Origin of the sequence: Bacteroides fragilis NCTC 9343 (assembly GCF_000025985.1) — a bacterium.
Lineage (GTDB): Bacteria > Bacteroidota > Bacteroidia > Bacteroidales > Bacteroidaceae > Bacteroides > Bacteroides fragilis.
The window spans coordinates 3,899,900-3,925,388 of record NC_003228.3 but is presented as its reverse complement, the minus strand read 5'-3'; the positions used below and the strand labels follow the sequence as shown (position 1 = coordinate 3,925,388).

Here is a 25,489-nt window from a genome sequence, read left to right as displayed (position 1 = left end):
AAAAAATATCATATACAATAAATATGGATACTCAAAAGAAACATAATTTATCCGGGACAATCATCCTTGTATCGTGCTTTTTATTACTGGCAGGAGCCTGTGATAATAGTGACCGGATCGAGACAGAGACTCAGGCAAACGGTGTGCTCCTGAATTTCAATGCGTCGACGATTGATGCAACCACTACTGAAACAAGAAGTTTTGTTCCCATTGAAGGTTTTGCCAAAAACGAATATATTTTTGGCATGTCTGTCACCAAAGATAATGCATCACGGGGTGAGATTTTTGAAGGATCCCGTAATCTGAAAGCAACCATGAGTAGACCTTCGGGCGATGCGCCTTGGAACTGGGAATTCAGCAATAACGCTAGTGGTACAGTGGTAACTCCCCGGGGACCGGAAGGAAAGCCGCTAAGGGTAATCGCTTATTATCCTGCCATTGCCGGAACCGAGAACTTCACTGATGGAATTCCGTTTGATTTTACACAGACCAATAACCCCCAACAGAAGGAAATACTCTACAATACCAACACTTCATATACGATACCTTCATCCGGTGGCTCAGACAAGGTGACTATTCCTCTGAAGTTTCAGCATGCCTACTCCTGGATAAGTATCAAGGTAACGAAATCTGTTGATAAAGGCAGTCACAAGCTGAGCGGCGTATCCATAGACAACCTATCGGGAGGATGGATTAAAAACAAAGGAAAGATCAATCCGGCAACGGGTATGGCAATGCAGGGAGCTATTCAGGGACCGATAGGAGAAGTGAGGACTGCAGAGGTACTGGATCCCTCCGGAGATACAGCAACTCCTATAATATACGACTTTCTGGTTCCTGCATTTATGGATAGAAATGTTAAAGACGACGACCTTGTTTTCACATTGATAATTGACGGAAAGAAAGAAATCTTTTCTCTCGGAAGAGAGCACCTGAACAATGACGGAGACACATATGGTTTCAAGCAGGGTTATGTCAATACTTATAACGTTGAATTCAATAATTCGTCTCTGAATATGCGGCTTTTAAACTGGACATCAACACGTATTGATGGAGATTTTGGTCAAAATGTGACTAATCCTACAAATTATCAAGAGATGAGTTTCTACTATGCCGAGGATAATGGTGGTTGGACGACGGCTAATGGCAAAGTATTTCCTCCAAAATACAAAGACTTGCCAGCTGGTGACCGTCGGTATTATAATTACCTTACTACTGTGAAGTATGGTGGCAACGGAGAATATGTGCCGGCCAAACCGGTGACGGATCCGCCTCCTCCCAAAGGTATAATCATAGAGGATGATGCTAATGTTGCTACCCAGGAACCGGCTTGCAGGCTATTTCAGATGACTACAAAAGATGTTTCCATTGAACCGGTGCCGTGGGAAGATGAAATGGGACAGTTGGTTGCAAAAGAACTTTGCAGGAAATATAACGGGGGGGGCTTTAAAGACTGGAGGCTTCCAAGGGCATCCGAGCTCAGGGCACTATTGGTATATGCAATATATGGTGCCGGTACTAAACAATTTATAAATTTGAAACTAACGAATGATGTAAACCGGGAGAAACTTTACTGGACAGGAACCGAAGAAAGTGAGGACAAAGCTTGGGCTATGCTCTATTATGATGATAACACTCTTGTTGGTAGAGGCCCTAACATATCCGCTCAAGACAAAAGCACAAGACTCTCTGTACGTTGTATCCGGCAACTTCAATAACGACATCATATAATTTCATGAATGAATAATATTCTTATGATTAGAAAATTAATATTCTCAATATGCATGATATGCCCGTTGTTGGCGGGGTGTACGGACGACGACATGATGCCTTCATCCCAAATGCCTCTATCCTCGGAAACCGTTCCCGTCAGGTTGAATTTCAGCACCGAGGCTTTTAATACCCCCTTTCAGGGCGACACGCGTTCGGGAGGAGAAAGTACTGTTTGGTCCGTTTCCAATCAGGATATGGACATCGAATTGGTGAAAACACCCGTTACAAGAGATGCTGTCGCAGCCATTGATAAAGAAAACGCCGTCTATAACTATACCGTATTACAGTTCGCCGGAATAACGGAAACTGCCACTTTACTCGGTAAAGCTACCTATCCTTGTAAGGATGGGGTAATCACAACAGCGGATGTAGAGCTTCAGGCAACTACAACAGGGCCCGGCGGGACTGTCGTTAAACATCGGTTCGTGGTTATAGCGAACGTTGATGGGACAGATTTTAATACTTTGCAGGAAAATACTTCCACATATTCGGATTTGCAGAATATGCATATTTCGCAAGCAGGAAACCAAGACTTCCCTTTGCATAAAGTTACAGTAAACGGAGTGAAGAAAGATGCAATAATCATGTCTGGTTCGGTTGATGCCACCATAAATACCGGTGAAGCCAAACAGCTATCCATAGCTTTGAAACGGACGGTAGCGAAGGTCACTTTTAATGTTAAGACAGATAATCCGGCGTTTAGTAACTTAAAAAATTGGGACTTGATATTAATGAGTATTCCCAATAAAAGTTACTTTAACACATTGGGGCGGTTCGCCGTTTTCCCCACTGTAGATCCCCTGAACCAGTTTTCGGCTTATTGGTTCAAGCCACTTACCTCCACAGTAGGCGAGGCTCTTCCTCTGAATGGGAAGTCTTCCTATCTCCCTGTCAATCTTCAGCAGTCAGTAGCGATCTCCACTTCGGGCACTCGCCGTGATAACGCGCCAATCGGAGGTACTTATCTCCAAATTATGGGTAGAGAGATGTCTCCTGATGGAGTGGGTTCATTTCCCGTAGTAAAAGATTTCGTTCTCTATCAGATTTATCTGGGAAAGAACCTGACTACTGATTTCAGTGTGTACTCCAATAATAACCTGACCTATAATATCACCCTGAAGGGAAGGTCGGACGACGACACCAATGTCATAAGGTTTATTCCCGGCTATTTCTCCGGAGAACTTAAAGCGTATGATGCAAATGACAACGCCTTGGCTTCAAAAACCGATCCGTCTGCCGTTAAATGGGAATATTCCAAAAGACTGGAGGCTTTCTTTCAGGATAGCAAGTATACGGGACAACAGGCGGGGGGTGAGGAAAACGGCAGACAGGATGTGAGATGGCAGGTTATAGGTTCGTATAATAATCGTGGAGCCACCTCCCTGACAGACGGTTATGGCAATACCCGACAACTGGAGGCAAATGATATTTTTTATCTGCATTATCCGGCGGCGCAGGCCTGTTATGGAGGATTGAATGGACTGGTTAATGGAGGTGATACATCATTTTCATGGTATCTTCCTTCCGTCTCGGAACTGATCGGAACATGGATTTCTTCTGCAAGTACGGCAAGTCAGTTGAGTGCCAGCTACTGGTCATCTACCGCCCTTGGTAGTCCTAATGCTTTTATCATCACGAATAAAGGAGAAGTGAAAACCGCACCTGTCAATAGTAATGATGATCGTCACTATGTACGGGGCTTTCGGGATCCGGATGCAGTTAACACCATTCATTATAATATAACCCATTGAAAAGTGAAAATTATGAGTTTTAAATATTATATCCTCCTGCCGATTGTTTGGGTATGCCTCTGTTTCCCTTCAGATGCTTTCGGGCAGTATATCAAAAAAGAGACTGTCAACAGCCAGGTTTATGCCGTGATTTATGCGGAAGGATTGGCAGGGTCCGCCCAATGGGTCTCCGGGTTCAAAATGATGAAAAACGACGCAACCATCCGTCACCAGGTATCCCGTGGAAATGGTGGGAATCCGATTGTCAATGACAGGATTCCGATGCGTTTCATTATAGCTCCTACCGATGTAGCTAATGTCACCTGGATGCAGGCAGAAGGTGCAGGCGATGGAAATGGAAATCTGAATGCAGATTTTAGATCAACTGCTGCCACGGGCTGCCGTAGTTACAAAATAGCCGGTGACCCAAACCGTAAATGGCGTGTTCCTACCCAGCGCGAGCTGCAATTGATGTGGCTGTTTCGTGAGCCTGTGGGAGTTATCTATCCGGCAGCACAGATGGAAAACGTATCGTCAAAAATATATTGGGCTGCCACAGAGGAAGATGCTGCCAATGCATGGTATTTCGATTTCAAACAGGGGGTGCCTCAGTGTTCCTGGCAGCTTAAAACTACTTCAAGCAATGTGAGATGCGTAAGTGATTATTAACCAATAATAAAATGTAATATGGAAATTCCGGTATTAGCAAAAACGATGGAACTTGACAATCTGTATCACATCTATCTTTTTTATGTTGATGATAGGTGGTGTGCATTTGGCTGTTCTGCGTATTACTTGAGTATCATGTATCCTGAGTTGGATGACTTTGCCGAGGCATTTTTTACGAGTGATGGAGACTGTCTGCCTTTCCTTCCCGTTACCGAACCCTGTTTGTTAAACCTCTCAGATTATTACAATACCCTGGTCTCGGATACCCATATACAGGTTAGCGTTCCACCTACGGTCTATAGCTATCGAAATGGCTATGACAAATGGTGCACTAAACTGTTTGTTGACAAAAATAAACTTCATATATTGAAACATCAATGAGACGAATCATACGATATTGTTTATTATTCTTTTTTCTATTGTTTGCAGGTAGTCTTACGAGTAATCTGCAGGCACAGTTTTATTCAGTACAGACCAATACGCTTAAATTGGCTACCACTACTTTTAATGCCGAGGGCAGTATGCTTTTGAGTACCCATTGGACGTTGAATCTTGGTTTTTCTTATAATCCGTGGAACTTCAGCGATACACGTAAGATAAAACACTTTCTGATAGAACCCGGTGCACGGTACTGGTTCTGGCAAACCTATGCAGGTAGTTTTATCAGTATGTATGCCATGGGGGCCCGTTACAATGTGGCTTGGGATGGTCTGTTGGGTGGTGACTACCGTTATCAGGGATGGGGGTATGGTGCCGGAATGACTTACGGACGTTCCTGGTTGCTGAGTAAACGCTGGAATATGGAAGTGGAGGCAGGATTGGGATTGCTTGTGGCTCCGTACACAAAATACCGTTGCGAACATTGTGGAGATAAGGTAAAATCGGGAACTTACTTTTTACCGACTCCTAAATTGGCATTTAATCTTGTTTATTTATTCTGAGGTTGATTTTTTATTCGACCCACGAGTGTATGAAGAATACTAAAAGTTTCTATATTATATTTCTGATAATGGTTATTACTGCATGTACGCCATTCGGTCTTCTCCATAAAGATCAGCCCAGGGTGACACTGGCATTGCCGGCCAGGCAGGAAACGGGACCGATGAATGTGGTAAAGCGTGATTCTGTTAGCTTGCCTCCGGTTTCAAATTTTACATTTGTCAATTCTAAAGGAGATTCTATTCCTGTGGGTATGTCTGTAGAATGGGATAGTATCCATAAAGAGAACCTGACTACGCTGGCTCTGGATGAGGTTGTGGTGTCGGCCCGTTCTACCCGTAACACGGCGGAGCGCAACGGGATGGTTAACATAGAATTTGTAGTAACGGTGCCGCAAGCCCTGCAGAAGGATAACTGGATGCTTAATATCCGCCCGGTATTAATGCGGGGGGATACGCCCGATTCATTAAAAGAATTGCGTTTCACGGGCCAACGTTTTCGGGAGGCGCAAGAGCGGGATTATCGGCATTATGACCGTTTTGTCGAAAAAATCATCCCGGATTCTGTCAATTTTTACCGGACTTATGTAAACTATCACTCTTTCGAGCGCTATCTGGAGCGTTTGAAGTGGTATAAACGCGGGTTAGAGAAACGTTGGGCAATACAGGATGCCAGGAAACGTCGTCCGGACCCTTTGCTGTTGCGTTTTGATATGTTCAACCGTCAGGTAGGCAGGCGGGACAGCCTGATGAAAAGTCGTATGTTGGATAACTCTCAACGAATGATTACCCGGCAGTGGTGGCGATACGGTCGTGCATGGGAGCGGATGAATGACACCTTACAGTTTCAAAGTAGGCATCTGCTGGAACGTTTCCGCTTCTTCAACAATAAATGGGCCGATAATGCCGCTTTCCAATCCGATGGACTGATAGCCCGCAAGAATTATTTTCGCGACAAAGCACTGAGTACCCCTATGTGGCAGGCAAAGCGCGCACTCTATAAAGCGGACCCGGATGCTGCGATACGAATATATGATTCTCGCTTTGGCTATTTTAATGATAAAATGGAACGGCTGGATGTTACCCTTTACCGATATTATCGTACCAAAGGCGCGCGTGCTGAAAGTAGAGAAGGAGTAAGATTTCTGCGAGCTTTTATGGTGGGACGTGATACTACTTCGTCGTACCTGAACCGCAACCAATTAACGGAGAAATATATTCGTCGCTACGAGAAGGTGAAAAATTTCTTCCCGATGTTTCATTTCCGCCGTCCGGATCCGGATACGTTATTTCCTTTGTGGGAGACGAGGACACGGATAGATACAATGCAGACACGGCATACATTGCTGTCGAAGTTTTCAAAAGAAGATATATACGAATATTATGTCCGGCAGCAACAAGGGGTATCTGATAGGGGAATGATAGGACCTTTTCGTGGTCTTCTGCCTCTATATACCTATCATCGTGATTTGCCCGATTCTATAGTATCGCGTGTCCCGGGACGTAAAACACGGCGGGATTTTGAACTCAGCCAGTTTGATTCGGCTACTACGGTTAATCGTTATATCGGTCGTTACGAGTTTCTGCGGTCAACTTATCCGCAATACCATTTGATACGTAAATTGTATAACATACATCCGCCTGCTCTGCGGCATGCGGCCCGGCAGGCGAGCTATGAAGAGCGACTGGCACGTATCAATTCTCTTGATTCGACCAGTCTGATAAAGATGTTCTATAATACACAGAAAATTGCCCGTAATGAGGCGCGTAAGGCGATGAAAGATACAAAATACCGTGATATCGTTCGTTTTCCGTTCAATCCTGAAGCGCAGCTCGATACGGTGATTTATGCTACTGATCAGGTACATTTCCTCTACTCGCAGAAAGTACCGGCAGATGAAAATTCGGCACGTATGAAGGTATATGTAGTTGGTGATGTGCTGAATAGTAATGGAAGCAGGTTTTCCCTTCCGTACTCGGATACGCTGACTTATCTGGTGAGTTCGATGACTAAGTTTGTTGACAGGACGCCACGCTTTGTTCGAAAAATAGTTACCCGTGATGCGGAAGCAAATGCTAGTGTAAACTTTTACTTTCCAAAAAACAGTTTTCGTATGGATGAAACTATTGACGTAAACCGGCAGGGAGTGAAGCAGGTACATAACCTTACTCTGGCATTAATGACCGATCCGGTATATATCATAGACAGTCTGACACTTTTGGCTACCTCGTCACCCGAAGGTAACTGGCACGTTAATGGAGAAATAGCCCGAAAACGTGCGGAATCAATCCGTAATATCTTGGTGGAGGACTTCAAACAGCTTTATGATTCATTGGCTATCGGTGCTGCTATCGAGATGGATGAGGCGGGCAACATCATCCGACAGGAGATGAAGGACGGGATTCCGAACTTGCCGGAGTTGATAAAGATACGTACCGTACCTGAGGGGTGGGAGAAACTGCGCCGTCTGATTGTAAATGATAAAAATTTTCAAGGCAATAAAGGTGCAATCTTGAGAATTATTGATCGTGAACAGGAGCCCGATCGGCGCGAATGGCTGATTAAAAGTCAGTATAAGACAGAATATGCCTATATGTTTGACAAACTCTATCCGGCAGTACGTAGGGTGGATTTCCTTTTCAGTCTCTCCCGTCGGGGTATGCGGCAGGACACACTCTATACCAATGAACCGGATACAATGTATGCCCGAGCTGTGGATTATCTGGAGAAACGTAAGTATGGGCAAGCTTTGGAAATTCTGCGTCCGTACGAGGATGTAAATACTGCAATTGCCTATATGTCTTTGGGATATGATAAGGCTGCCTTACGAATACTTGAACAATCGTCGCAGACTGCCGAAACCCAATATATGCAAGCTATTCTGAATGCTCGTCTGGGTAATGAGCAGCGGGCTGTATCGTTGTTGCTCAGTGCGGCGGAAGTGGATGACCGGATAAGATTCCGAGCCAATCTAGATCCGGAATTATCTCTATTAGTGAAGAAATATGGCTTGTTTAAAGAGGATGATTTGTGGTAATTTTGAGCGGGAGATATTGGGGAACTGCGTAGATGTCTTTACAAAAGAACAGGAATATAACAGATATAGTAAGTGGTCAATTAGTTTTCTTTGATTTGCTTTTGTATAAAAACTGTCTATTCACGTTTTGAAACGAGCTTAGTTTATGTTTTTAGTTAGAATACTTTTTGGTTCGGTAGAATAGGAAAGTGTCGTTGTATTTTTATCTCATGAAGATAAATAAGATTGTTTGTTTTATTCAGATGTGCTCGCTTCTAGAGAGAAGGAGCACATTTTGTTAAAATAATATTCGCTGTATGATTTGTGATTAAAAATACCTTTGTCGGAAGCGACGGATGCATTATCGGGATTTATAAGCTATTCTCGATTTTGATATAACCTCAGTAACTTGATAAGATTCTTTTTATACTAAGTTTATTGTCGGATTGTGTATTGTCAATCCGCCATCTACTACTATGGTCTGTCCGGTAATGTAACGTGCATCTTCGGAGGCTAAAAAAGCGATGGTCGCGGCAACGTCTTGCGGTTCACCTAAATAGGGTGTCGCACATTGCCCGAGAAATATTTTGCGTACCTCTTCATTAAGATTATTCAGTGCGGCCGGGGTCAGGATCAATCCTGGTGCTACTGCATTGCAACGGATGTTTTTCTTTCCCGTTTGGGTGGCAATGTATTTGGTCAGATTGATGACTCCTGCTTTGCTGGCTCCATAAAGAGTACCATTCGAATCGGCCGTGATTCCACTTATTGAGGCTACGTTTACAATATTTCCACCACCTTGTGTGCTCATAATGGGGATAACCAGTTGGGACAAATACATGGTACAAGATAAATTCAGATGAAAGGCTTCGTCAAAATAATCCATATCCAGAGTTTCGATGTTTGTGTCCCGTCTGGGATTTGTACCTCCTACATTGTTTACCAGTACATCGATCTGTCCGTATTCCTTCATTGTAAAGGTGATTAGTTCTTTGCAGCTTTTCAATTCTGTAGCAGAAAAATAAACCGGACGTACATCTGCTCCCGAATTACTAAGCTCGGCAGCAAATTGGTCTGCTTTTTCTCTTGAATAGTCAGCAATAACTACTTTGCCGCCTTCAGATACAATGCGGCGTGTGGTTGATGCGCCGATTCCACCGGCAGCTCCCGTGATAATGATTATCTTATTTTCAAATCTGTTCATAATAGGATGGTTTTGAGGATTGATACTTACATAAACAGTCTGTTTCAGAATTTGTTATTCGAATAAACCCTCTTTAGCACCATTTCCCTGACTTTTGCATCTGTATATCTTTTATTCCGCCAAATCTTTATAAATCCGTTAAATGTTAACGAAAGAAAGCCTAAATGTTAATAGGACGGTCGTTCTATTAAACCATGTTATAAGATGGTCCGTTTCGCTTGGTAAATTTGCAAAGTTGATAAAAGTCCGTATCTTTGCAATGTGTTTTTCATAGTATTAGATTTAAGGTTAACAAAAGATTGGCTGTCTGGGATAGATAGCCTTTTTTTATGCCCATATATGAAGAGACTATAAATACAGTGTTGACTTCATTGTTCTACTTTTAGAAGTAACAGATTGCATATCTCTGCAATTGCTGAAATCTGATTATTAATCGTGCTTTTATAGATTTATACGTGCTTCTTTACTCGATGCTTTTGGATGATGTTTTATATTCGGTGAGTTGGGAGGATATAATAAATAGTTTGGGATAGATTAGCCTTCTTTATATCTGTTGAGGTAAAAAAGAACTTGTTAATTGTTAACAGTATAAATGTGAAATGTTAATAAGTTGCCGACAACATTAAACCATGTTATATTATGACTGGATATGGCTTGTAAATTTGCTAATTAGTTGGAAATCGGTATTTTTGTATTGTGTTTTTTCATAAGTATTAGATTTAAGGTTAACAAAAGATTGGTTGCTCGGGATGAGTAGCCATTTTTTGTTTTATATGGTTTCCCTATATTAATCTTTATTCTTCCATCCGATTGGTTTCCTTTATAATTTATAGATGATTTTGAAAGCAAAATGATTTTTATATTGTTATTAGTGCAATATCAACGTTCTATAAGCTTGTTCTATTTATTAATTATTAAAGGAAACATTATGAAAAAAAATCTATTGTTAGTTGGAGCACTTGTAAGTGCTTTTTTGTTAGCTTCTTGCTCAGGCGGGGATAAGAGTAAAGCTCCTGTTGTCAGTACGGCAGATATTGAAAATGCGGCAGAAGTAATCAAGTATTATAATACTTCGCTTGGGGTGTTGAAAGATATGGTGAAGGAAAAAGATGTAAATGCTGTATTGGATTATATGGAACAAAAAGGAAAAACCCCGGCTCTTTCTGCCATTGTTCCTCCGGCCGTTGTTTCAAAAGACTCGGCAATAGTGTTGAATCCGGGTAACTGTTTCAACGAGGAGACCCGCCGGAATCTGAAACAGAACTATACCGGATTGTTTCAGGCAAGGACAGAATTTTATGCCAACTTTGATACTTATCTTTCTTATTTGAAAAAGAAAGATGTAACGAATGCGAAGAAATTGTTGGATGTGAATTATCAGTTAAGCACGCAGATGTCCGAATATAAACAGAATATTTTTGATATTCTGAGTCCGTTCACCGAACAGGCCGAGCTGGTACTTTTGGTGGATAATCCGTTAAAAGCACAAATTATGTCTGTCCGAAAAATGTCTTCCACAATGCAGAGTATTCTGAATCTTTATGCACGTAAACATAGGATGGACGGTCCACGTATTGATCTGAAGGTAGCCGAGCTAACTAAACAACTGGATGCGGCGAAAAAACTTCCTGTTGTAAATGGTCATGAAGGCGAAATGAAGTCTTATCAGGCTTTCCTTTCACAAGTGGAAACATTTATAAAACAGGTGAAGAAAGTAAGGGAAAAAGGAGAATACAGCGATGCTGATTATGATATGCTGACCAGTGCATTCGAGACTTCCATCATTTAGAACATTAGAATGAATGTTATACTTTTCGATGGTATATGTAACCTTTGCAATGGTGCGGTTACATTTGTTGTAAAGAGGGATAGAAAAGGCTTGTTTCGTTTTGTTTCATTACAGTCCGAAACGGGGAAATCCCTCTTGAAACGATATACTGTTGAAAGTACTAATAAAACTCTTTATTATTTTCGGAATAATCGTTGTTATTCCAAATCTACAGCTATACTCTATATTTTAAAAGATTTGGGGGGATTCTGGCAGTGTCTTTATCCATTAATTCTTATTCCGGCTAAGCTGAGGGATGCGATCTATTTATTGGTTTCGAAATATCGGTATAGAATATTTGGGAAAGCAGATTCATGTATAAAACCGTTTGGTTTTTCTTCGGAAGAATCTAAAAGATCAGATTAATTTTAACTTATCTAAAAAAAATATATCTTTGTGGCAAAGATGTACATTTTTAAATAAAGAAATATGGATAAAGTGATTATTAATTCTTATGAAGATTTTGAGAAGTTGATAGGTCAGCAGATTGGAGTCTCTGACTATCTGGAAGTTTCTCAGGAACGTATCAATCTTTTTGCTGATGCAACATTGGATCATCAATGGATTCATGTGGATACGGAACGTGCTAAAGTGGAGAGTCCTTATCATAGCACTATTGTTCACGGATATTTGACATTGTCATTGCTTCCTCATTTATGGAATCAGATTATTGAGGTCAATAATTTGAAGATGATGATCAATTATGGTATGGACAAGATGAAGTTTGGACAAGCTGTATTGTCAGGCCAAAGTGTACGTTTGAAAGCAAGTCTCCATTCTTTGACTAATCTGCGTGGTGTGGCTAAAGCCGAGATTAAATTTGCGATTGAGATTAAAGATCAGCCAAAGAAAGCCCTTGAAGGTATCGCTATCTTCTTGTATTATTTTAATTGAGAGTAGTACTGAAGGTGTGTCATAACTCACTACAGAGTAACACAGGGTTCCACAAAGTGAACTTAATCTATTGATAACTAACGATGCTGATCTGTGGCGTATCCGGGTTTTGACACATCCTCTTTGGTGTACTCGCTCTATTTATTTAAAAAACGAAAGAAAATCCATCCTGTAACATTGGTTACAAATTATTTGTATCTCATTTCCGACCTTTGCCCACTGAATAATAAAAGATGAAAGTTATGAAAGATTATAAACTAATGGCGGTTGGACAAATTGTAGCCGATTGTTTTGATTATGCAAAGGTCTTCAATAAGTATGGTATTGATTTTTGCTGTAATGGAGATGTTTCCCTGGCTGATGCTTGCGGGAAAATGGGGATAGACGCAGATTGTTTGCTTGAAGAATTGAAGCAAATAAAATCGGAACAGTCCTTAACTCTTGACTTTAAAAGTTGGCCTATAGATTTATTAGTAGATTACATTTTGAAGTTCCATCATCGTAATATCCGTTATCAGGGGCCGCAAATTCTCCAGTTGCTTGATAGGGTTTGTGAAGCACATGCCGGAAAGCACCCGGAACTTTATGAAGTGCGTGAACTGTTTCAGGAATCCTGGATAGATTTGAACAATCATCTTACTAAGGAGGAGATGGTTTTGTTTCCTTATATATATGATTTATTTGATGCGGTGGCTCAACATCGTCCTATTCCGGCTTTCCATTGTGGAAGTGTGAGTAGCCCTATTTCGGTAATGATGAGCGAACATGATGCCGAAGGAGAACGTTTTCGCAGGATTTCCGGGTTAACTCATGGATATCTGGTACCTGGTGATGCTTGTAGTAGTTATAGGTTGCTACTTGAGATGTTGAGGACGTTTGAAGATAATTTGCACCATCATATTCATTTGGAGAACAATATTGTTTTCCCAAAGGCTATAGAGTTACAAGAGAATTGTGAATGAATGTGTTAATTGTTAACGTTTTTAATGCGAAGTATTAACAAAATAGGCGTGAATATTAAACGGTGTTATAATACGGAATATTTTTGATCTGATATTTGCTAATTGATTGAAATTCGGTATATTTGTATTGTGTTTTTTTCATAAGTATTAGATTTAAGGTTAACAAAAGATTGGTTGCTCGGGATGAGTAGCCATTTTTTGTATAAGACACTTTGGTTGCTTATTCTACAATTAAAATAGGAGGATCAGAATCTGTATCCTAAACCTATTCTTAAACCCGGATAAACGGCAGAAGTTCCATTTGAGGATCCGATATAGCCGACTCCACCCGATAGATCGAATAGAAAATGCTTCCATACGCGACGGAATCCCCAATAGGGGGTGATAACATATATGTGGGCTGCTTTCACTCCACTGGTAATGGTTATTGGAAAAGAATATCCGAAATTAACAGATAAATACCCGCCGGAATTGCCCCAAGTACGTTTGCCATTGCGATGTCTTTTCTTCAGGTTATAATAAAAACGTGGTTCTATGGCTAAATCTCCGGTTACTAAATGATAGTCTTTGGTGTCGATATGAAATTCGCGGAGTGATTCCATTTTGAGCTGTAGTATTCTTCCAAAAGCATAAGAAGATCCTGCGCTAAAAATAATAGTCCCTTTGGGGGCAAAAGCATATTCATAACTATAGGCTAGTCCGATGCCATTTAAACTGATGCTGTGACCGGAGACGGTTTGGAATTGGGCAGATACATCGGGCCTTTTTCGAGGATTGTGTTCGGCACGGATAGAAAGAGCGAATAATGTAAGTAGGATTGTGGTGATAAAGAGTACTTTCTGCATATGTTTTCTGTTTTTGGTTTTATAATTGATTTCTTGATTATAAAGACAGAAAAAATAAGAAGATTCCCTATTCGGATGATAAGAATAATTTTACGATAAAATATAAAATCTAAAGTTTAGGTAGATCGCTATCACCGTTACTGACCTAAACTTTAGATTCTGTATGCTATGCAAAATGCTTGTTATTTACGGATACATCTGACAGAAAGAGCTCTGTCTGTTATATTACCATCTTTTATTTCATTTGTGGTATGCAGCAAATAGATTGCTCTGTTTGTTTGATTTCCAGATGAATTGGTAGACCAGTATACCACCGTATATAAGCCGTTGGTATATCCGTTCTTACTTTTTAGAATATATCCTTCTGGTACTCCATTGAATCCCGTAATGTTTAGTATGGGAAGCTTGTCACCATTTTCATCGCTCGACCATGGTCCGAATTTCAGTTTAGAAGCATCGTTGTTTATATATTGCTTTAATAGTTCCCACTCGGTTTCGGTAGGAATACTCCATCCTTGAGGTGATAGCTTGCCTGAAATAACAGCTTCTGAATTGTAAAAGTAAAAGTCTTGAGGTGCATCTTTAAATTTGCCGGTGTAATAGCCTGCTGTTGTTGTAAAATCTTTTTTTAAAGTAATTGCTTTACCGTCAGTATAGTGTGTCGCTTCTAGACTACGTCCCATCCAATATTGGATTCCTATTTTGACTATAGGGTAAGTTTGGGTTTCCGTATTTCGTATATCTGTCAAGACCTCTTCTTGTAATCGCACCGGTAGAGGGTTTTCCGGCTTAGAAATTGATATTGAGTTGTCTTGGGTTATATAGAAGTCGCTGATGATGCTTTGATTGCCTGGCGTGTAGTCTAATGCGTTATTAACTTTGTTCCAAGAGACTTTACCTCCATGAATGGATGCTGGTTCGTCAAGTAAACAAATTACTGTTCCGTTATTCAGATCTGTTGCTCCGTTTAGGACGGGATAGACGACAATGGCTTGTGCGTCGATGTTATCAGCTAAAAGATACTCTTTACATATTTCAGCTACCTGAGTTCCTTCATTAATTGCCTTATAAACGTTACTTTTACTGAATTTTAGAGCTGAGAGATGAATTACGCCTGATGTTTCCTGGGCTGTCGTTTCACCGGAATCCCCTTCTGTCCAGTCTGTAATGCTATGATCGAAATTGTTGATTTGGATACCTTCGGATGATTTATAAATAATGGCTATAGAACAATTTTTTTCACTGGCTAATTGAAAATTATCAGGAAATGGACAACTATAGCTTTTACCGTTTATATCTATATTTATATAGTGATTGTCAGATTCTATTTTTTCGGGTATTAATATGACTTCTTTGCCTGTCAGAGCGTTATTCTCTATTTTCCATTCTCCATGAGGTGTGACACTAATTGTTTGTCCCGATGGCTCGAATCGATCTGTGAGAAAATCATATGATGCGTCCGAATGGAATCCATTTAATGATAGAGATGGATTGTCATTTAAAAGTTCATCTATATCTTCTCCCGGAGCTGGTTTTATAGTGATTTTCAGTTTGCAGAGTTTATGTTTATATTCCATAGATACCATATTTTGACTGGGGGTAATATCACTGTTTGTAGCGATCATAAAGTCGGAGAGCGAGTGTTTGCTTACAGAACTTTGGTCGGTATGTATTTGGACTTGCATTATACTTTGGTCTTGGTTAATACCTGTTTCTTGAAAAGGGTAATAACTTATAAAATCACATTTACCGTCTCCCTTGGGATAATAGATTGTTTCTTCTGGTTCGAAACCGGTTGCTTGGGAACATGTGAAACGCATATTGTCAATGTATCGTTTCTGGTTGATGGTTGATAATTGTGTCAATACATACAGACCGATGGCATCTTTTTCCTGAAATTCGTTATTGATAGCACGTGTGTGGTTACATAAAATTTGTGTAGAAAGACGGATGGGTATCTCTCCGGGAATATCTACAGGATCTTCTGAAATTTCATTTACACATGAGATTGTAAAGAGTAGAGGCATCATTACGATTTTTATCATAAAAGATGCAATTGACTTGTTTTTCATGATTTAGTTTTGGGGTTATTTATTTGTCTTTTTAGTCGTTTGGTTTATGTGATAACAAAACTAGTATTATTAATATAATTATTACTATGAATTACGATAATATTTTGAATTTATATAATAATTGTTTAATTGGATACGATGCTTACATTATTATATAAGAGAAAGGGTAGTTGGGGGAGAGATTAGTATGTATTATTTGTATTGAATATATTTATTGCAGTAGTACCAATAGGCCGGCAAGAGGAGAAAATGCCTTGCCTGCCTATATTCTTTTGAAGATTTACCGGATTGGAATGTAGATTTCGGTTAATAACTCTTCGGGAGGAGTACATGATGGATCATTAAGATACCTTTCAGCACTTGGTTCATCGCTTAGTGTACACTCCATTTCAGGTAGATATTTGCCGTAAATTGTGTCATACACGGCTTGCAACTGATCGTATGAACCCTTGTATAGGAAGGTTGCATAACGTCCGGCAGGCAATTGCTTGAATCCTACATTTCCTTTCGGCCTTGCATTTGATGGTAACAACATACATACGTCAGTACGAAGTTTATCGGTTGGGGTTACTTTGGGGTCATCATGGTAGATACAGAGTGGAGAAGGGTCTCCCATCGGAAGATTTTGTTCTTTCACAAACTGAATGAGGTGCATCCATGTGCCTGCATAGTCATTTAGTTTATAATCACCAAAGAGGCGGATATAAATTACATTTCGTTGGGGGAGTTCTCTGATTTCCTTTTTCAATTCCAGATCCGGTTTAATAATTGCTGGTTTCATAATTACATAGTTTTTATTATTACGATATTCTGTTGGAGAGATACCATACATTTGTTTGAATATTTTGGAAAAAGACGATGGAGAAGCATATCCGATCCGATAGGCAATATCGGATATGGAAGTTGATGAATAACGTAATAGGCGTGCCGCTGCTTCAGTTCGTGTCCGGACAATAAAGGTACCGATGGGTTCACCCAAAAACGCTTTCATAATGCGGTGAAAGTAGAAGGGGGAGAAATGGGAAATTCTGGCCAATGATTTCAGGTCAATTTCTTCACCCAAGTGGAGATTAATATAATCTACTACTGCATTTACACACTTCTGATATTCTTCTTGCGTTGTCTTTTTTCCTTCCATGATTCAATTGGTATTTCAATGTTGCAAAGATAGGGTGAAAAGAAAGAGGGCACTTGTCCGATGTTGCTGAATGCAAATAAAAATGCTACCAGTCAATTTCTTCTATGCCTCTGCTTCGTAAAAAGGTATTGGCTTTACTGAAATGTTTGCAACCGAAAAATCCATAATCGGCGGATCGGGGAGAAGGGTGTACGGCGGTTAATATTAAATGTTTATCGGTATCGATTAGTGATGCTTTTTCTTTGGCATATGATCCCCATAACATGAATACCAGGTTTTCACGTTCTTCACTTAATTTTTTGATGACTGCGTCGGTGAAAGTTTCCCATCCTATATTACGGTGTGAACCTGTTTCGTGAGCTCGTACGGTAAGTACGGAATTCATGGGGAATACTCCTTGTTTGACCCACCTATCCAGATTACCCGAATTGGGAAGCGGCTTGCCTAGATCCTGATGTATCTCTTTAAAAATGTTGGAAAGTGAACCGGGAATAGCGACACCGTCCGGTACGGAAAAACATATACCATAATATTGTCCCGGATTAGGATATGGATCTTGACCTAAAATGACTACCTTTACATTCTGAAAAGGACATGAATTGAATACATGAAAAATTTGATGTCCGGGTGGAAGTATATGTGCCTTCCCGTATTCATTCTTGACAAAGTTCACTAATTTTTCGAAATAGGGTTTATCGAACTCTTCTTGCAGGCGCTGTTGCCAGCTACTTTCTATTTTGACATTCATCGTATTGAGGTAAGATTTGATTTCAACAAAGATATTAAAAAAATCAAGAATAAACTTACCTAATACATTATTCTTCTATCTCAATCCAGAATGTTGTATCAGAGGATTCTACTCTTTAATCATTGTCAGTAACATTTTAAATCTTTCAATAGCTGTCAATGCATGCGGCGCATTAGCCGGAAATACAATACTTTCTCCTGCATTTACCGTAAAAACTTGTCCATTTACAACAATATTCGCAGATCCTTCCAATACCTGTACTAAAGCATCGAATGGAGCACTGTGTTCGCTAAGTCCTTCGCCTTTGTCGAATGAGAATAAAGTAATGTTTCCGGCAGGGCTTTTGATTAACTGCTTACTGATAATTCCACCTTCAGAATATTCTACTAATGAGGCTAGATGGAGTACAATTCCCTTTTTGAATGACTGTTCCATATTCTTATTTGTTTTTTCATTCTATGTGAGAATAAAACGTTTGAGGGAAAAAATTGTTTATCCGCTTCTTTTTTATACTTTTGTTCCGTATTCATCATTAAGTCATTAATCTCCTACATGAAACTTTGTATATAGCTAAGCTCGACGAATAATTTTTTCTAAATAAAATTATTCAGCTATAGGATAGATGCCCCGGCTTCTCTCCCTGAGTTTCATATCTATTTATTTATTAGTTATGTACATGTTGATACTGTTGGGTAGGATATCTTCCTTGTGTCATAAATGTGCAGTATTCATAAAGTTGAGCAATGAATTATACTTATCGACAAATTTGGCTTATCAACTATCCTGTGATGTTGAGCATTCTGATGGAACAATTAATCAATATAACCGATGCTGTTTTTCTAGGGCATGTTGGTGAGGTGGAACTTGGCGCTTCCGCTCTTGGCAGTATTTATTATCTTGCTATTTATATGTTAGGATTTGGTTTTAGCTTGGGAGTACAAGTGATGGTTGGACAGTACAATGGAAAGGGACATTATACCGGAACAGGCAGAACTTTCTTTCAGGGGTTAGTCTTTCTATGTGTACTTGCTATCTTGCTTAGCCTCTCTTCTTATTTTTTTTCTCCGTTTCTTTTGAGATATTTTGTGCACTCTTCTGAGATATATTGTGCCGTGATTGATTATCTGGATTGGAGATGTTTCGGTTTGCTTTTTTCTTTTCCCTTTCTGGCATTTCGTTCTTTTTATATTGGTATTGTCCGAACCAATGCTTTGTCATGGGCGGCACTGGCAGCCGTTCTAATAAATATTCCCTGTAATTATTGGTTTGTTTTTGTTCTTGATAGAGGAATAGCGGGTGCAGCGATAGCTTCTTCTTTGTCCGAAGCTGCTTCTCTTCTGATTATTATGGTTTATACTTGGCTGAAAATCGATAGAACAGACTTTGGACTAAAATTTATATTTGACAAATGTTTGTTAGTGGAGCTATGGCACCTCTCCGTATGGAGTATGCTCCATGCCTTTATCAGTGTTGCTCCGTGGTTTCTTTTTTTCGTGGTTATTGAACGACTGGGAGAAGCTCAGCTTGCTGTTTCTAATATTATTCGAAGTGTCTCTACAATCTTCTTTGTGATTGTCAATTCGTTTGCTGCCACTACGGGAGCATTAGTCAGTAATTTGATCGGAGCAGGAGAGAGGCAATACCTGTTTCCGCTTTGTAGGAAAATTTTAAAGTTGGGCTATGCAATTGGGCTTCCCCTGGTAGTATTAGCTATGGTCTTTCGTCGGCAGATTACTGGATTCTATACGGACAGTTCTCAACTTATTAATATTTCAAGTATCCCTTTTGCAGTGATGTTGCTGAATTATGTGTTTGCTTTGCCTGGATATGTGTATATTAATGCGGTGACGGGTACGGGTAAAACCCGTATTGCCTTTTGGTTCCAGTTGATAACGATTGTTATTTATTTGTTCTATTTGTATCTGCTAAGTCATTATACCGCCTCTCTGGCAGTATATCTGACAGCGGAATATCTTTTTGTGATTTTGTTGGCTGTTCAGTCCGTACTCTATTTGCGGATATCATCGTAAGATCTTTTTAGTCCATGGGCACTCTTTCTTTTTTCTGATAAAAGCATAAATGATCGTATACATGTCCGTCATAAGTCATTTCTGCTTCATGGAGTATACCTTCGTATACAAATCCGTTCCGTTCCAATAAAAGTCGGGAACGGGTGTTATGCGGATAACAGTTCGCTGAAATCAAATGCAATCCCAGTACGTTAAATCCGTAATCCAATATGGTTCGTGTCGCTTCTGAGGCCATACCTTTTCCCCAATGGCACTCTTTCAGCCAGTATCCCAACATACGTGTCCGGGTATTTTCCCGTTTGGGGTCAGTAATAATACCGATAGAACCCACCAGTGAATTATCTTCTTTGAGAATTATGGCAAAAACTCCTTCATTTCCCATAAATACAGTATGCAAGACCTCTTTGGAATCTTCGATACTTTTATGTGGTTCCCAGCCGGCGTTATTTCCTAAGTTTGGGTTTTGGCAACATTCAAAGAGCTCTTGCAGATCCGTTTCCCGGAAAGGACGAAGAAGGAGACGTTCGGTTTCTAAAATGGTGGTATGCATGGGATTTGATAATTTGTTTTAGGTAAAATGAATATAATATTGTGCAAATATGGCATTTTATTTCCAATGGGTGATATTTATTCATTTTTTATTATCTGCTTAATCATATTTGAGGCAAAAAAACAGGAATCGATGTAATAAATCCCCGTTACCAAAGAAGAAATGCGATCAAAATAACATGAATTGCTTTCGGATCTTAATTATACTACCGGGGGAAGAGATAAAGTGATGCTCTACCAATCGTCAAAGTTTGACCGGAATTGTACTTTGGTTGTTGATGGATAATATATAATTTTCTCTTTCCTTCTTCATAAATCATCTTTTTTTCTCTTTTCTCACTTTTTCTTATACGATTTCGGGACATAATTATCCAAATTTATGTCATAAGATACAGCTATACTTTTATGTCATGGATTTATAAAACACCTTTCAGTGTATCTTATACTTTTGCAGGCAGATTTCAGTAGTTATTAGAGAAATTGATTAGGTGAAAGAGGTTTTATAAACAAAGGAAAAGAGGATATCTTAAAAATATCCTCTTTAAAAGAAAGTAATGATACACAATAATAATCTAACAGAGCGACAATGAACTCAAAAAAAGTACTTTTCATCATCTTCATTTGTGCATTGACTGTGACCGGATGCGATACACAAGAACAAACTACTATAGATAGTGGCTTAACTCTGATACGGGCTACACAAACACTTGATTCTTTATATGCAAATTATTCTGTATCAGGAACCTGTCTGTTAAGAGAGAATTATCCTTCCAATGTAGGAAATTACACAGCCACGTATCTGGCTTCTGAAGAACAAAAAGAAATCCCCAATCAATATTCTTACTTATGGCCTTATTCCGGGACATTTTCTGCTGTAAATGCACTATGGGCAGCAACCGGGGATGAGAGCTATAAGACATTACTCGATAACAAGGTATTGCGGGGACTTGAAAAATATTTAGATATCAGCAGAAGCCCTGCCGGTTATGCCTCGTACATAAACACGGCTTCCCAATCCGACCGCTTCTACGATGATAATATCTGGTTGGGTATTGACTTCACAGATGCTTATCTAAATACAAAAGAAGAAAAATACCTGAAGAAAGCCCAGCTTATCTGGAAATTTATAGAGAGTGGAGCAGATGACAAATTAGGCGGAGGTATCTATTGGTGTGAGCAAAAGAAAGTATCTAAAAATACATGTTCTAACGCACCGGCATCGGTGTTCGCATTAAAAATGTTCAAAGCTATCCGAGATAGTTCTTACCTGATAAAAGGGCAGGAACTATATGAGTGGACTAAAAAAAAACTGCAAGATTCAACCGATTATTTATACTTTGACAATATCTCTTTGGATGGGAAAATTGATAAGTCTAAATATGCCTACAATAGTGGACAAATGATGCAGGCTGCCACTTTATTATATCAACTTACCGGTTGTAGCCATTTTTTGAAGGATGCTCAAAATATAGCAAAAGCGTGTTATAACTATTTTTTTATAAATTTTATACCTGAAGAAGGGGAACCTTTCAAACTCCTTAAAAAGGGGGATGTATGGTTTACTGCCGTTATGCTGAGAGGGTTCATTGAACTCTACCAAACTGACCATAATAAAACATATATCAACTCTTTCAATCAAAACATGGATTATGCATGGGAACATGTGCGTGATGAGAAGGGGCTTTTTGATATCGATTTCAGTGGAAGAACCCATGATGACCGCAAGTGGCTGTTAACGCAAGCTGCTATGGTAGAGATGTATGCTCGGTTAGCAGTAACTAAATAAATATAAACACTTATTAAAAAAGAATTGGTATGACAAAAGAAAACTCTTCCTAGCTCATTCTTCCTGTTTACATAAACAAGGAACTATCAGATGTTGAAAAATAAATGTCTTTTTAATCAAAGTTAGTATTATGAAAATAAAAAAACACATTCTAATACCTCTAATGGTATTGCTACTTTTTGGAAGTATGGACGCGATGGCCGCCATAGAGCAGGCTATACAAGTAAAAGGTAAGGTTGTAGACAATATTGGCGAACCTGTAATTGGTGCTAATGTAGTTGTAAAAGGGACCACGACCGGAGTGATTACTAGTATAGACGGTAGTTTTGCCATCGACGCTGTAAAAGGTTCTACTATTGTGGTATCTTTTATCGGTTATTTATCTCAGGAAGTAAAAGTAACTGGTAATTTTCTAAATATTACATTAGAGAACAATACGGAATTGTTAGACGAAGTAGTGGTAGTGGGCTACGGTGTACAAAAGAAAGCCAACCTTACGGGTGCTATTGCCACAGTGGGGGCGAAGGAACTTGAGGACCGTCCTGTAACTAATGCTGCCGCAGCACTTCAGGGTAAGGTAGCCAACTTGAATATCTCCAATGGAGACGGTGGTCCGGGTAAGAAGGCATCGTTCAATATCCGAGGTTATGCCGGACTGGACGCAACCTACAGTCCATTGGTTATCATAGACGGTGTAACCGGTTATTTCGATGATTTGAATCCCAATGACATTGAGACGTTGACTGTATTGAAAGATGCTGCTGCAAGTGCTATCTATGGAGCACAAGCTGCCTACGGTGTGATATTGGTTACCACTAAGTCAGGTAAGAAGAATGAAAAGACTGTCATCAATTATAACAATAATTTTTCGTTCAACAGTCCGACCGTACTACCCAAAACAGCCGGTTCATTGGAGTTTTCCAGACTTTTTAGAGAAGCTGACATCAATGGGGGCGGTAGTGGTATTATTGACCTGGAGACGATGGAGCGTATTGAAAAATATTACTATGATCCGACCAGTATTCCCAACAACGTGCCGCAACGAGATAATCCGGACCGTTGGGCTGATTGGGGAGACGGACGTTCAAATGCCAACGAAGACTGGCAAAAAGCTATGTTTAAGAATAACCAGCTGAACCAACAACACAACATCTCAATTCGGGGTGGTAGCGACAAGACTACATACGTCATGTCTCTGGGATATCTGAAAGACGAAGGCAAACTGAGATATTACGATGATCATTATCAACGTTACAATGCGTTGGCCAAAATTACGACTGACGTGACGAAGTGGCTGACCGTGGGCTTGAATGTGCGTTATTCACACGAAAAGAGTGTATCTCCCGCTTACGGCATGAATCCGGGTGGCAGTGTCAACGATATGATTGGTTGGACACAAGTAGTGTGGCCTACTATTCCTGTGCGTGATCCCAATGGACATTTCTCTCCGGCCGGACGTATGGTATTCATTGCCGATGCCAATCCTCAGACCTCATACACCGATAACTTCTGGGGCACTGCTAACGTAGTCATCAAGCCACTGAAAGGTTGGACTATCAATGCCGACTTTACCTACAACAAATGGATGAACAAACGTAGTTACTCCAAAGGTCTCATTTATTCCTACTCGGTGAGCAACGAGCCTTACCTTGAAGGTGGATTTGGAACTGAAGATACGCGTGTATGGCAGGAATCTAACAATGATGACTTCACATCAATGAATGCATATACTACGTATGAAAAAGAGTTCAAGGGACACAATTTCAAGATAATGGCCGGTATGCAGTCGGAATATAAGAAGAACTTCGGTCTTTATGCCAATAAAATGGGGATGGTATTACCGGGCCAACCGTCCATTTCTACCAGTACAGGAAAGATAGAGGCCTGGGATTCTCTGGATCATTATGCTACTCTCGGTTTCTTCGGTCGTTTCAACTATGACTACAAGAGCCGCTATCTCTTTGAGTTCGACCTGCGCAGAGACGGTTCTTCCCGTTATGCCAAAGGACACCAGTGGGGAACTTTCCCAGCTTTTTCCGCCGGTTGGAATGTGGCTAAGGAAGCTTTCTTCGAACCTTATACTTCGATACTTTCCGAATTACGTTTAAGAGGATCTTGGGGAGAATTGGGCAATATGCGGGGAAAAAATTACCAATATATCTCTACCGTACCTTATAACGCTACGACCGATTATATTATGGGTGACAAACGAATCAGTGCCTTTGGTGCTCCTAATATGATTGCCTATAATACATGGGAGAAGAATCGTACTTTGGACTTTGGCGTTGACATCGCCGCACTGAACAATCGGCTTACTATGTCGTTCGACTGGTACAGAAGAGATATTATCGGACTTATTACAAAGGGTGTCACTTTGCCTGCCGTGCTGGGTGTAAACTCTCCTGATACGAACAATGCCGATATACGTAATGAGGGTTGGGAACTGACACTCGGATGGAGAGACCAGTTCTCGCTGGCATCCAAATCATTCAACTACAGTGTATCGTTCAATCTTTCAGATTACCAAGGAACTGTTTTGAAATATTCAAATCCCAAGGGGCTGATATATGACTACTACGTAGGTAAGAAGATGGGGACCATATGGGGATATACCACCGATCATATAATGACCGATCCTGCTGAAGCGAAAGCCATTAACGATTCTGGCGTACAGAACAAGTTTGGTGGTGACTGGGTTGTAGGTGACATCAAGTATGTGAATCTGGATGATGATCCTAACATTAACGATGGAAATCAGACGCTAGAAGACCATGGAGACCTCTCTATCATTGGTAATGATACCCCCCGCTATAATTTTGGTTTTGGCTTCAATGCAGACTGGAACGGTATCGACTTTTCGATGTTCTTACAAGGAACCATGAAACGTGACTTATGGCTGGAAGGTCCTGTTGCCTTTGGACTCGGAGGTGGGCAATGGGGTTCCAATGTATGGAAAAACACACTGGACTGCTGGCGTGAGGATGGAAGTAATCCGGATCCATGGTTACCAAGACTCTATTTGTGGAGCACCAGTAAGAATTTGCAGAAACAGACCCGTTACATGGATACTGGTGCTTATTGCCGCCTGAAGAACATTCAGTTGGGATATTCGTTACCGGGAGCTATTATTAATAAGGTAGGGCTGGAAAAAGTACGCATTTACTTCAGTGGAGATAACCTGCTGACTTTCTCCGGTATTAACGAGAACTTTGATCCCGAAGCTCCGTGGGGCGGTGCATATCCCATCTCCAAGTCAATTTCCTTTGGTGTTAACGTTACATTCTAAAACTCTAAAAATACAAAAAG

At 40.2% G+C, this 25,489-nt stretch carries 20 protein-coding genes; 13 read left to right on the top strand and 7 right to left on the bottom strand.

Annotation, left to right across the window (positions count from 1 at the left end; all coding sequences use genetic code 11):
• Positions 1 to 23: 23 nt before the first annotated feature.
• From BF9343_RS16040 to BF9343_RS16015, 6 genes are read left to right on the top strand one after another with little or no spacing between them, the layout of a single operon-like run.
• Entirely contained in the window at positions 24 to 1,718 is a 1,695-nt protein-coding gene (locus BF9343_RS16040) for a fimbrillin family protein (RefSeq protein ID WP_010993375.1), read from the top strand.
• A 36-nt stretch (positions 1,719 to 1,754) separates the two neighbouring features.
• Positions 1,755 to 3,524, top strand: coding sequence for a DUF4906 domain-containing protein (locus BF9343_RS16035; protein ID WP_010993374.1), 1,770 nt, complete (start codon positions 1,755 to 1,757; stop codon positions 3,522 to 3,524).
• 12 nt (positions 3,525 to 3,536) lie between these two features.
• Positions 3,537 to 4,172 (top strand): Lcl domain-containing protein, encoded by a 636-nt coding sequence (locus BF9343_RS16030; RefSeq protein WP_005790247.1) that lies wholly within the window; start codon positions 3,537 to 3,539, stop codon positions 4,170 to 4,172.
• A gap of 18 nt (positions 4,173 to 4,190) precedes the next feature.
• Positions 4,191 to 4,553 carry a hypothetical protein gene (locus BF9343_RS23985; RefSeq protein WP_008769814.1) on the top strand — a complete coding sequence of 121 codons (363 nt, stop codon included), beginning with the start codon at positions 4,191 to 4,193 and terminating at the stop codon, positions 4,551 to 4,553.
• A complete protein-coding gene (locus BF9343_RS16020; RefSeq protein ID WP_005790242.1) occupies positions 4,550 to 5,113 on the top strand; it encodes a DUF3575 domain-containing protein in 564 nt (187 codons plus the stop codon). Before BF9343_RS23985 ends, BF9343_RS16020 begins: the two co-directional genes overlap by 4 nt.
• A 29-nt stretch (positions 5,114 to 5,142) precedes the next feature.
• The gene (locus tag BF9343_RS16015) at positions 5,143 to 8,148 is read left to right on the top strand and encodes a tetratricopeptide repeat protein (RefSeq protein WP_010993372.1); all 3,006 of its coding nucleotides are present in this window, start codon (positions 5,143 to 5,145) and stop codon (positions 8,146 to 8,148) included.
• A 403-nt stretch (positions 8,149 to 8,551) separates the two neighbouring features.
• Here BF9343_RS16015 and hdhA read toward each other — a convergent pair whose 3' ends face one another.
• On the bottom strand, positions 8,552 to 9,331 hold the full coding sequence (hdhA, locus tag BF9343_RS16010; protein WP_008657214.1) for a 7alpha-hydroxysteroid dehydrogenase: 780 nt from the start codon (positions 9,329 to 9,331) through the stop codon (positions 8,552 to 8,554).
• 928 nt (positions 9,332 to 10,259) lie between these two features.
• Here hdhA and BF9343_RS16005 point away from each other — a divergent pair.
• From BF9343_RS16005 to ric, 4 genes are all read left to right on the top strand, one after another.
• Positions 10,260 to 11,120 carry a DUF6845 domain-containing protein gene (locus BF9343_RS16005; protein WP_010993371.1) on the top strand — a complete coding sequence of 287 codons (861 nt, stop codon included), beginning with the start codon at positions 10,260 to 10,262 and terminating at the stop codon, positions 11,118 to 11,120.
• 9 nt (positions 11,121 to 11,129) lie between these two features.
• On the top strand, positions 11,130 to 11,525 hold the full coding sequence (locus tag BF9343_RS23015; protein ID WP_010993370.1) for a thiol-disulfide oxidoreductase DCC family protein: 396 nt from the start codon (positions 11,130 to 11,132) through the stop codon (positions 11,523 to 11,525).
• 63 nt (positions 11,526 to 11,588) lie between these two features.
• A complete protein-coding gene (locus BF9343_RS16000; RefSeq protein ID WP_005790230.1) occupies positions 11,589 to 12,053 on the top strand; it encodes a MaoC family dehydratase in 465 nt (154 codons plus the stop codon).
• Positions 12,054 to 12,295: 242 nt separating this feature from the next.
• Positions 12,296 to 13,015 carry an iron-sulfur cluster repair di-iron protein gene (gene ric, locus BF9343_RS15995; protein ID WP_041926251.1) on the top strand — a complete coding sequence of 240 codons (720 nt, stop codon included), beginning with the start codon at positions 12,296 to 12,298 and terminating at the stop codon, positions 13,013 to 13,015.
• A 245-nt stretch (positions 13,016 to 13,260) separates the two neighbouring features.
• On the opposite strand, the gene BF9343_RS15990 is transcribed toward ric, so the two are convergent.
• The 5 genes from BF9343_RS15990 to BF9343_RS15970 all read right to left on the bottom strand — a co-directional run bounded on the left by BF9343_RS15990 (position 13,261) and on the right by BF9343_RS15970 (position 18,253).
• Entirely contained in the window at positions 13,261 to 13,860 is a 600-nt protein-coding gene (locus tag BF9343_RS15990; RefSeq protein ID WP_005797760.1) for a hypothetical protein, read from the bottom strand.
• A gap of 182 nt (positions 13,861 to 14,042) precedes the next feature.
• Positions 14,043 to 15,932, bottom strand: a complete 1,890-nt coding sequence (locus BF9343_RS15985; protein WP_008657207.1) for a fimbrillin family protein — start codon at positions 15,930 to 15,932, stop codon at positions 14,043 to 14,045.
• Positions 15,933 to 16,212: 280 nt separating this feature from the next.
• The gene (locus tag BF9343_RS15980; protein WP_005790222.1) at positions 16,213 to 17,070 is read right to left on the bottom strand and encodes an AraC family transcriptional regulator; all 858 of its coding nucleotides are present in this window, start codon (positions 17,068 to 17,070) and stop codon (positions 16,213 to 16,215) included.
• 85 nt (positions 17,071 to 17,155) lie between these two features.
• The gene (ung, locus tag BF9343_RS15975) at positions 17,156 to 17,818 is read right to left on the bottom strand and encodes a uracil-DNA glycosylase (protein ID WP_005797756.1); all 663 of its coding nucleotides are present in this window, start codon (positions 17,816 to 17,818) and stop codon (positions 17,156 to 17,158) included.
• Positions 17,819 to 17,926: 108 nt separating this feature from the next.
• The gene (locus BF9343_RS15970) at positions 17,927 to 18,253 is read right to left on the bottom strand and encodes a cupin domain-containing protein (protein ID WP_005790218.1); all 327 of its coding nucleotides are present in this window, start codon (positions 18,251 to 18,253) and stop codon (positions 17,927 to 17,929) included.
• A 308-nt stretch (positions 18,254 to 18,561) separates the two neighbouring features.
• On the opposite strand from BF9343_RS15970, the gene BF9343_RS15965 reads away from it, so the two are divergent.
• On the top strand, positions 18,562 to 19,848 hold the full coding sequence (locus tag BF9343_RS15965; protein ID WP_010993368.1) for an MATE family efflux transporter: 1,287 nt from the start codon (positions 18,562 to 18,564) through the stop codon (positions 19,846 to 19,848).
• 7 nt (positions 19,849 to 19,855) lie between these two features.
• Here BF9343_RS15965 and BF9343_RS15960 read toward each other — a convergent pair whose 3' ends face one another.
• Positions 19,856 to 20,398, bottom strand: coding sequence for a GNAT family N-acetyltransferase (locus BF9343_RS15960; protein ID WP_010993367.1), 543 nt, complete (start codon positions 20,396 to 20,398; stop codon positions 19,856 to 19,858).
• Between the two features lie 585 nt (positions 20,399 to 20,983).
• Between BF9343_RS15960 and BF9343_RS15955 the strand changes: the two genes are divergently transcribed.
• Positions 20,984 to 22,183, top strand: coding sequence for a glycoside hydrolase family 76 protein (locus BF9343_RS15955; RefSeq protein WP_010993366.1), 1,200 nt, complete (start codon positions 20,984 to 20,986; stop codon positions 22,181 to 22,183).
• A gap of 130 nt (positions 22,184 to 22,313) precedes the next feature.
• Positions 22,314 to 25,469, top strand: coding sequence for a SusC/RagA family TonB-linked outer membrane protein (locus BF9343_RS15950; RefSeq protein WP_005790209.1), 3,156 nt, complete (start codon positions 22,314 to 22,316; stop codon positions 25,467 to 25,469).
• The last annotated feature ends 20 nt before the right edge of the window (positions 25,470 to 25,489 follow it).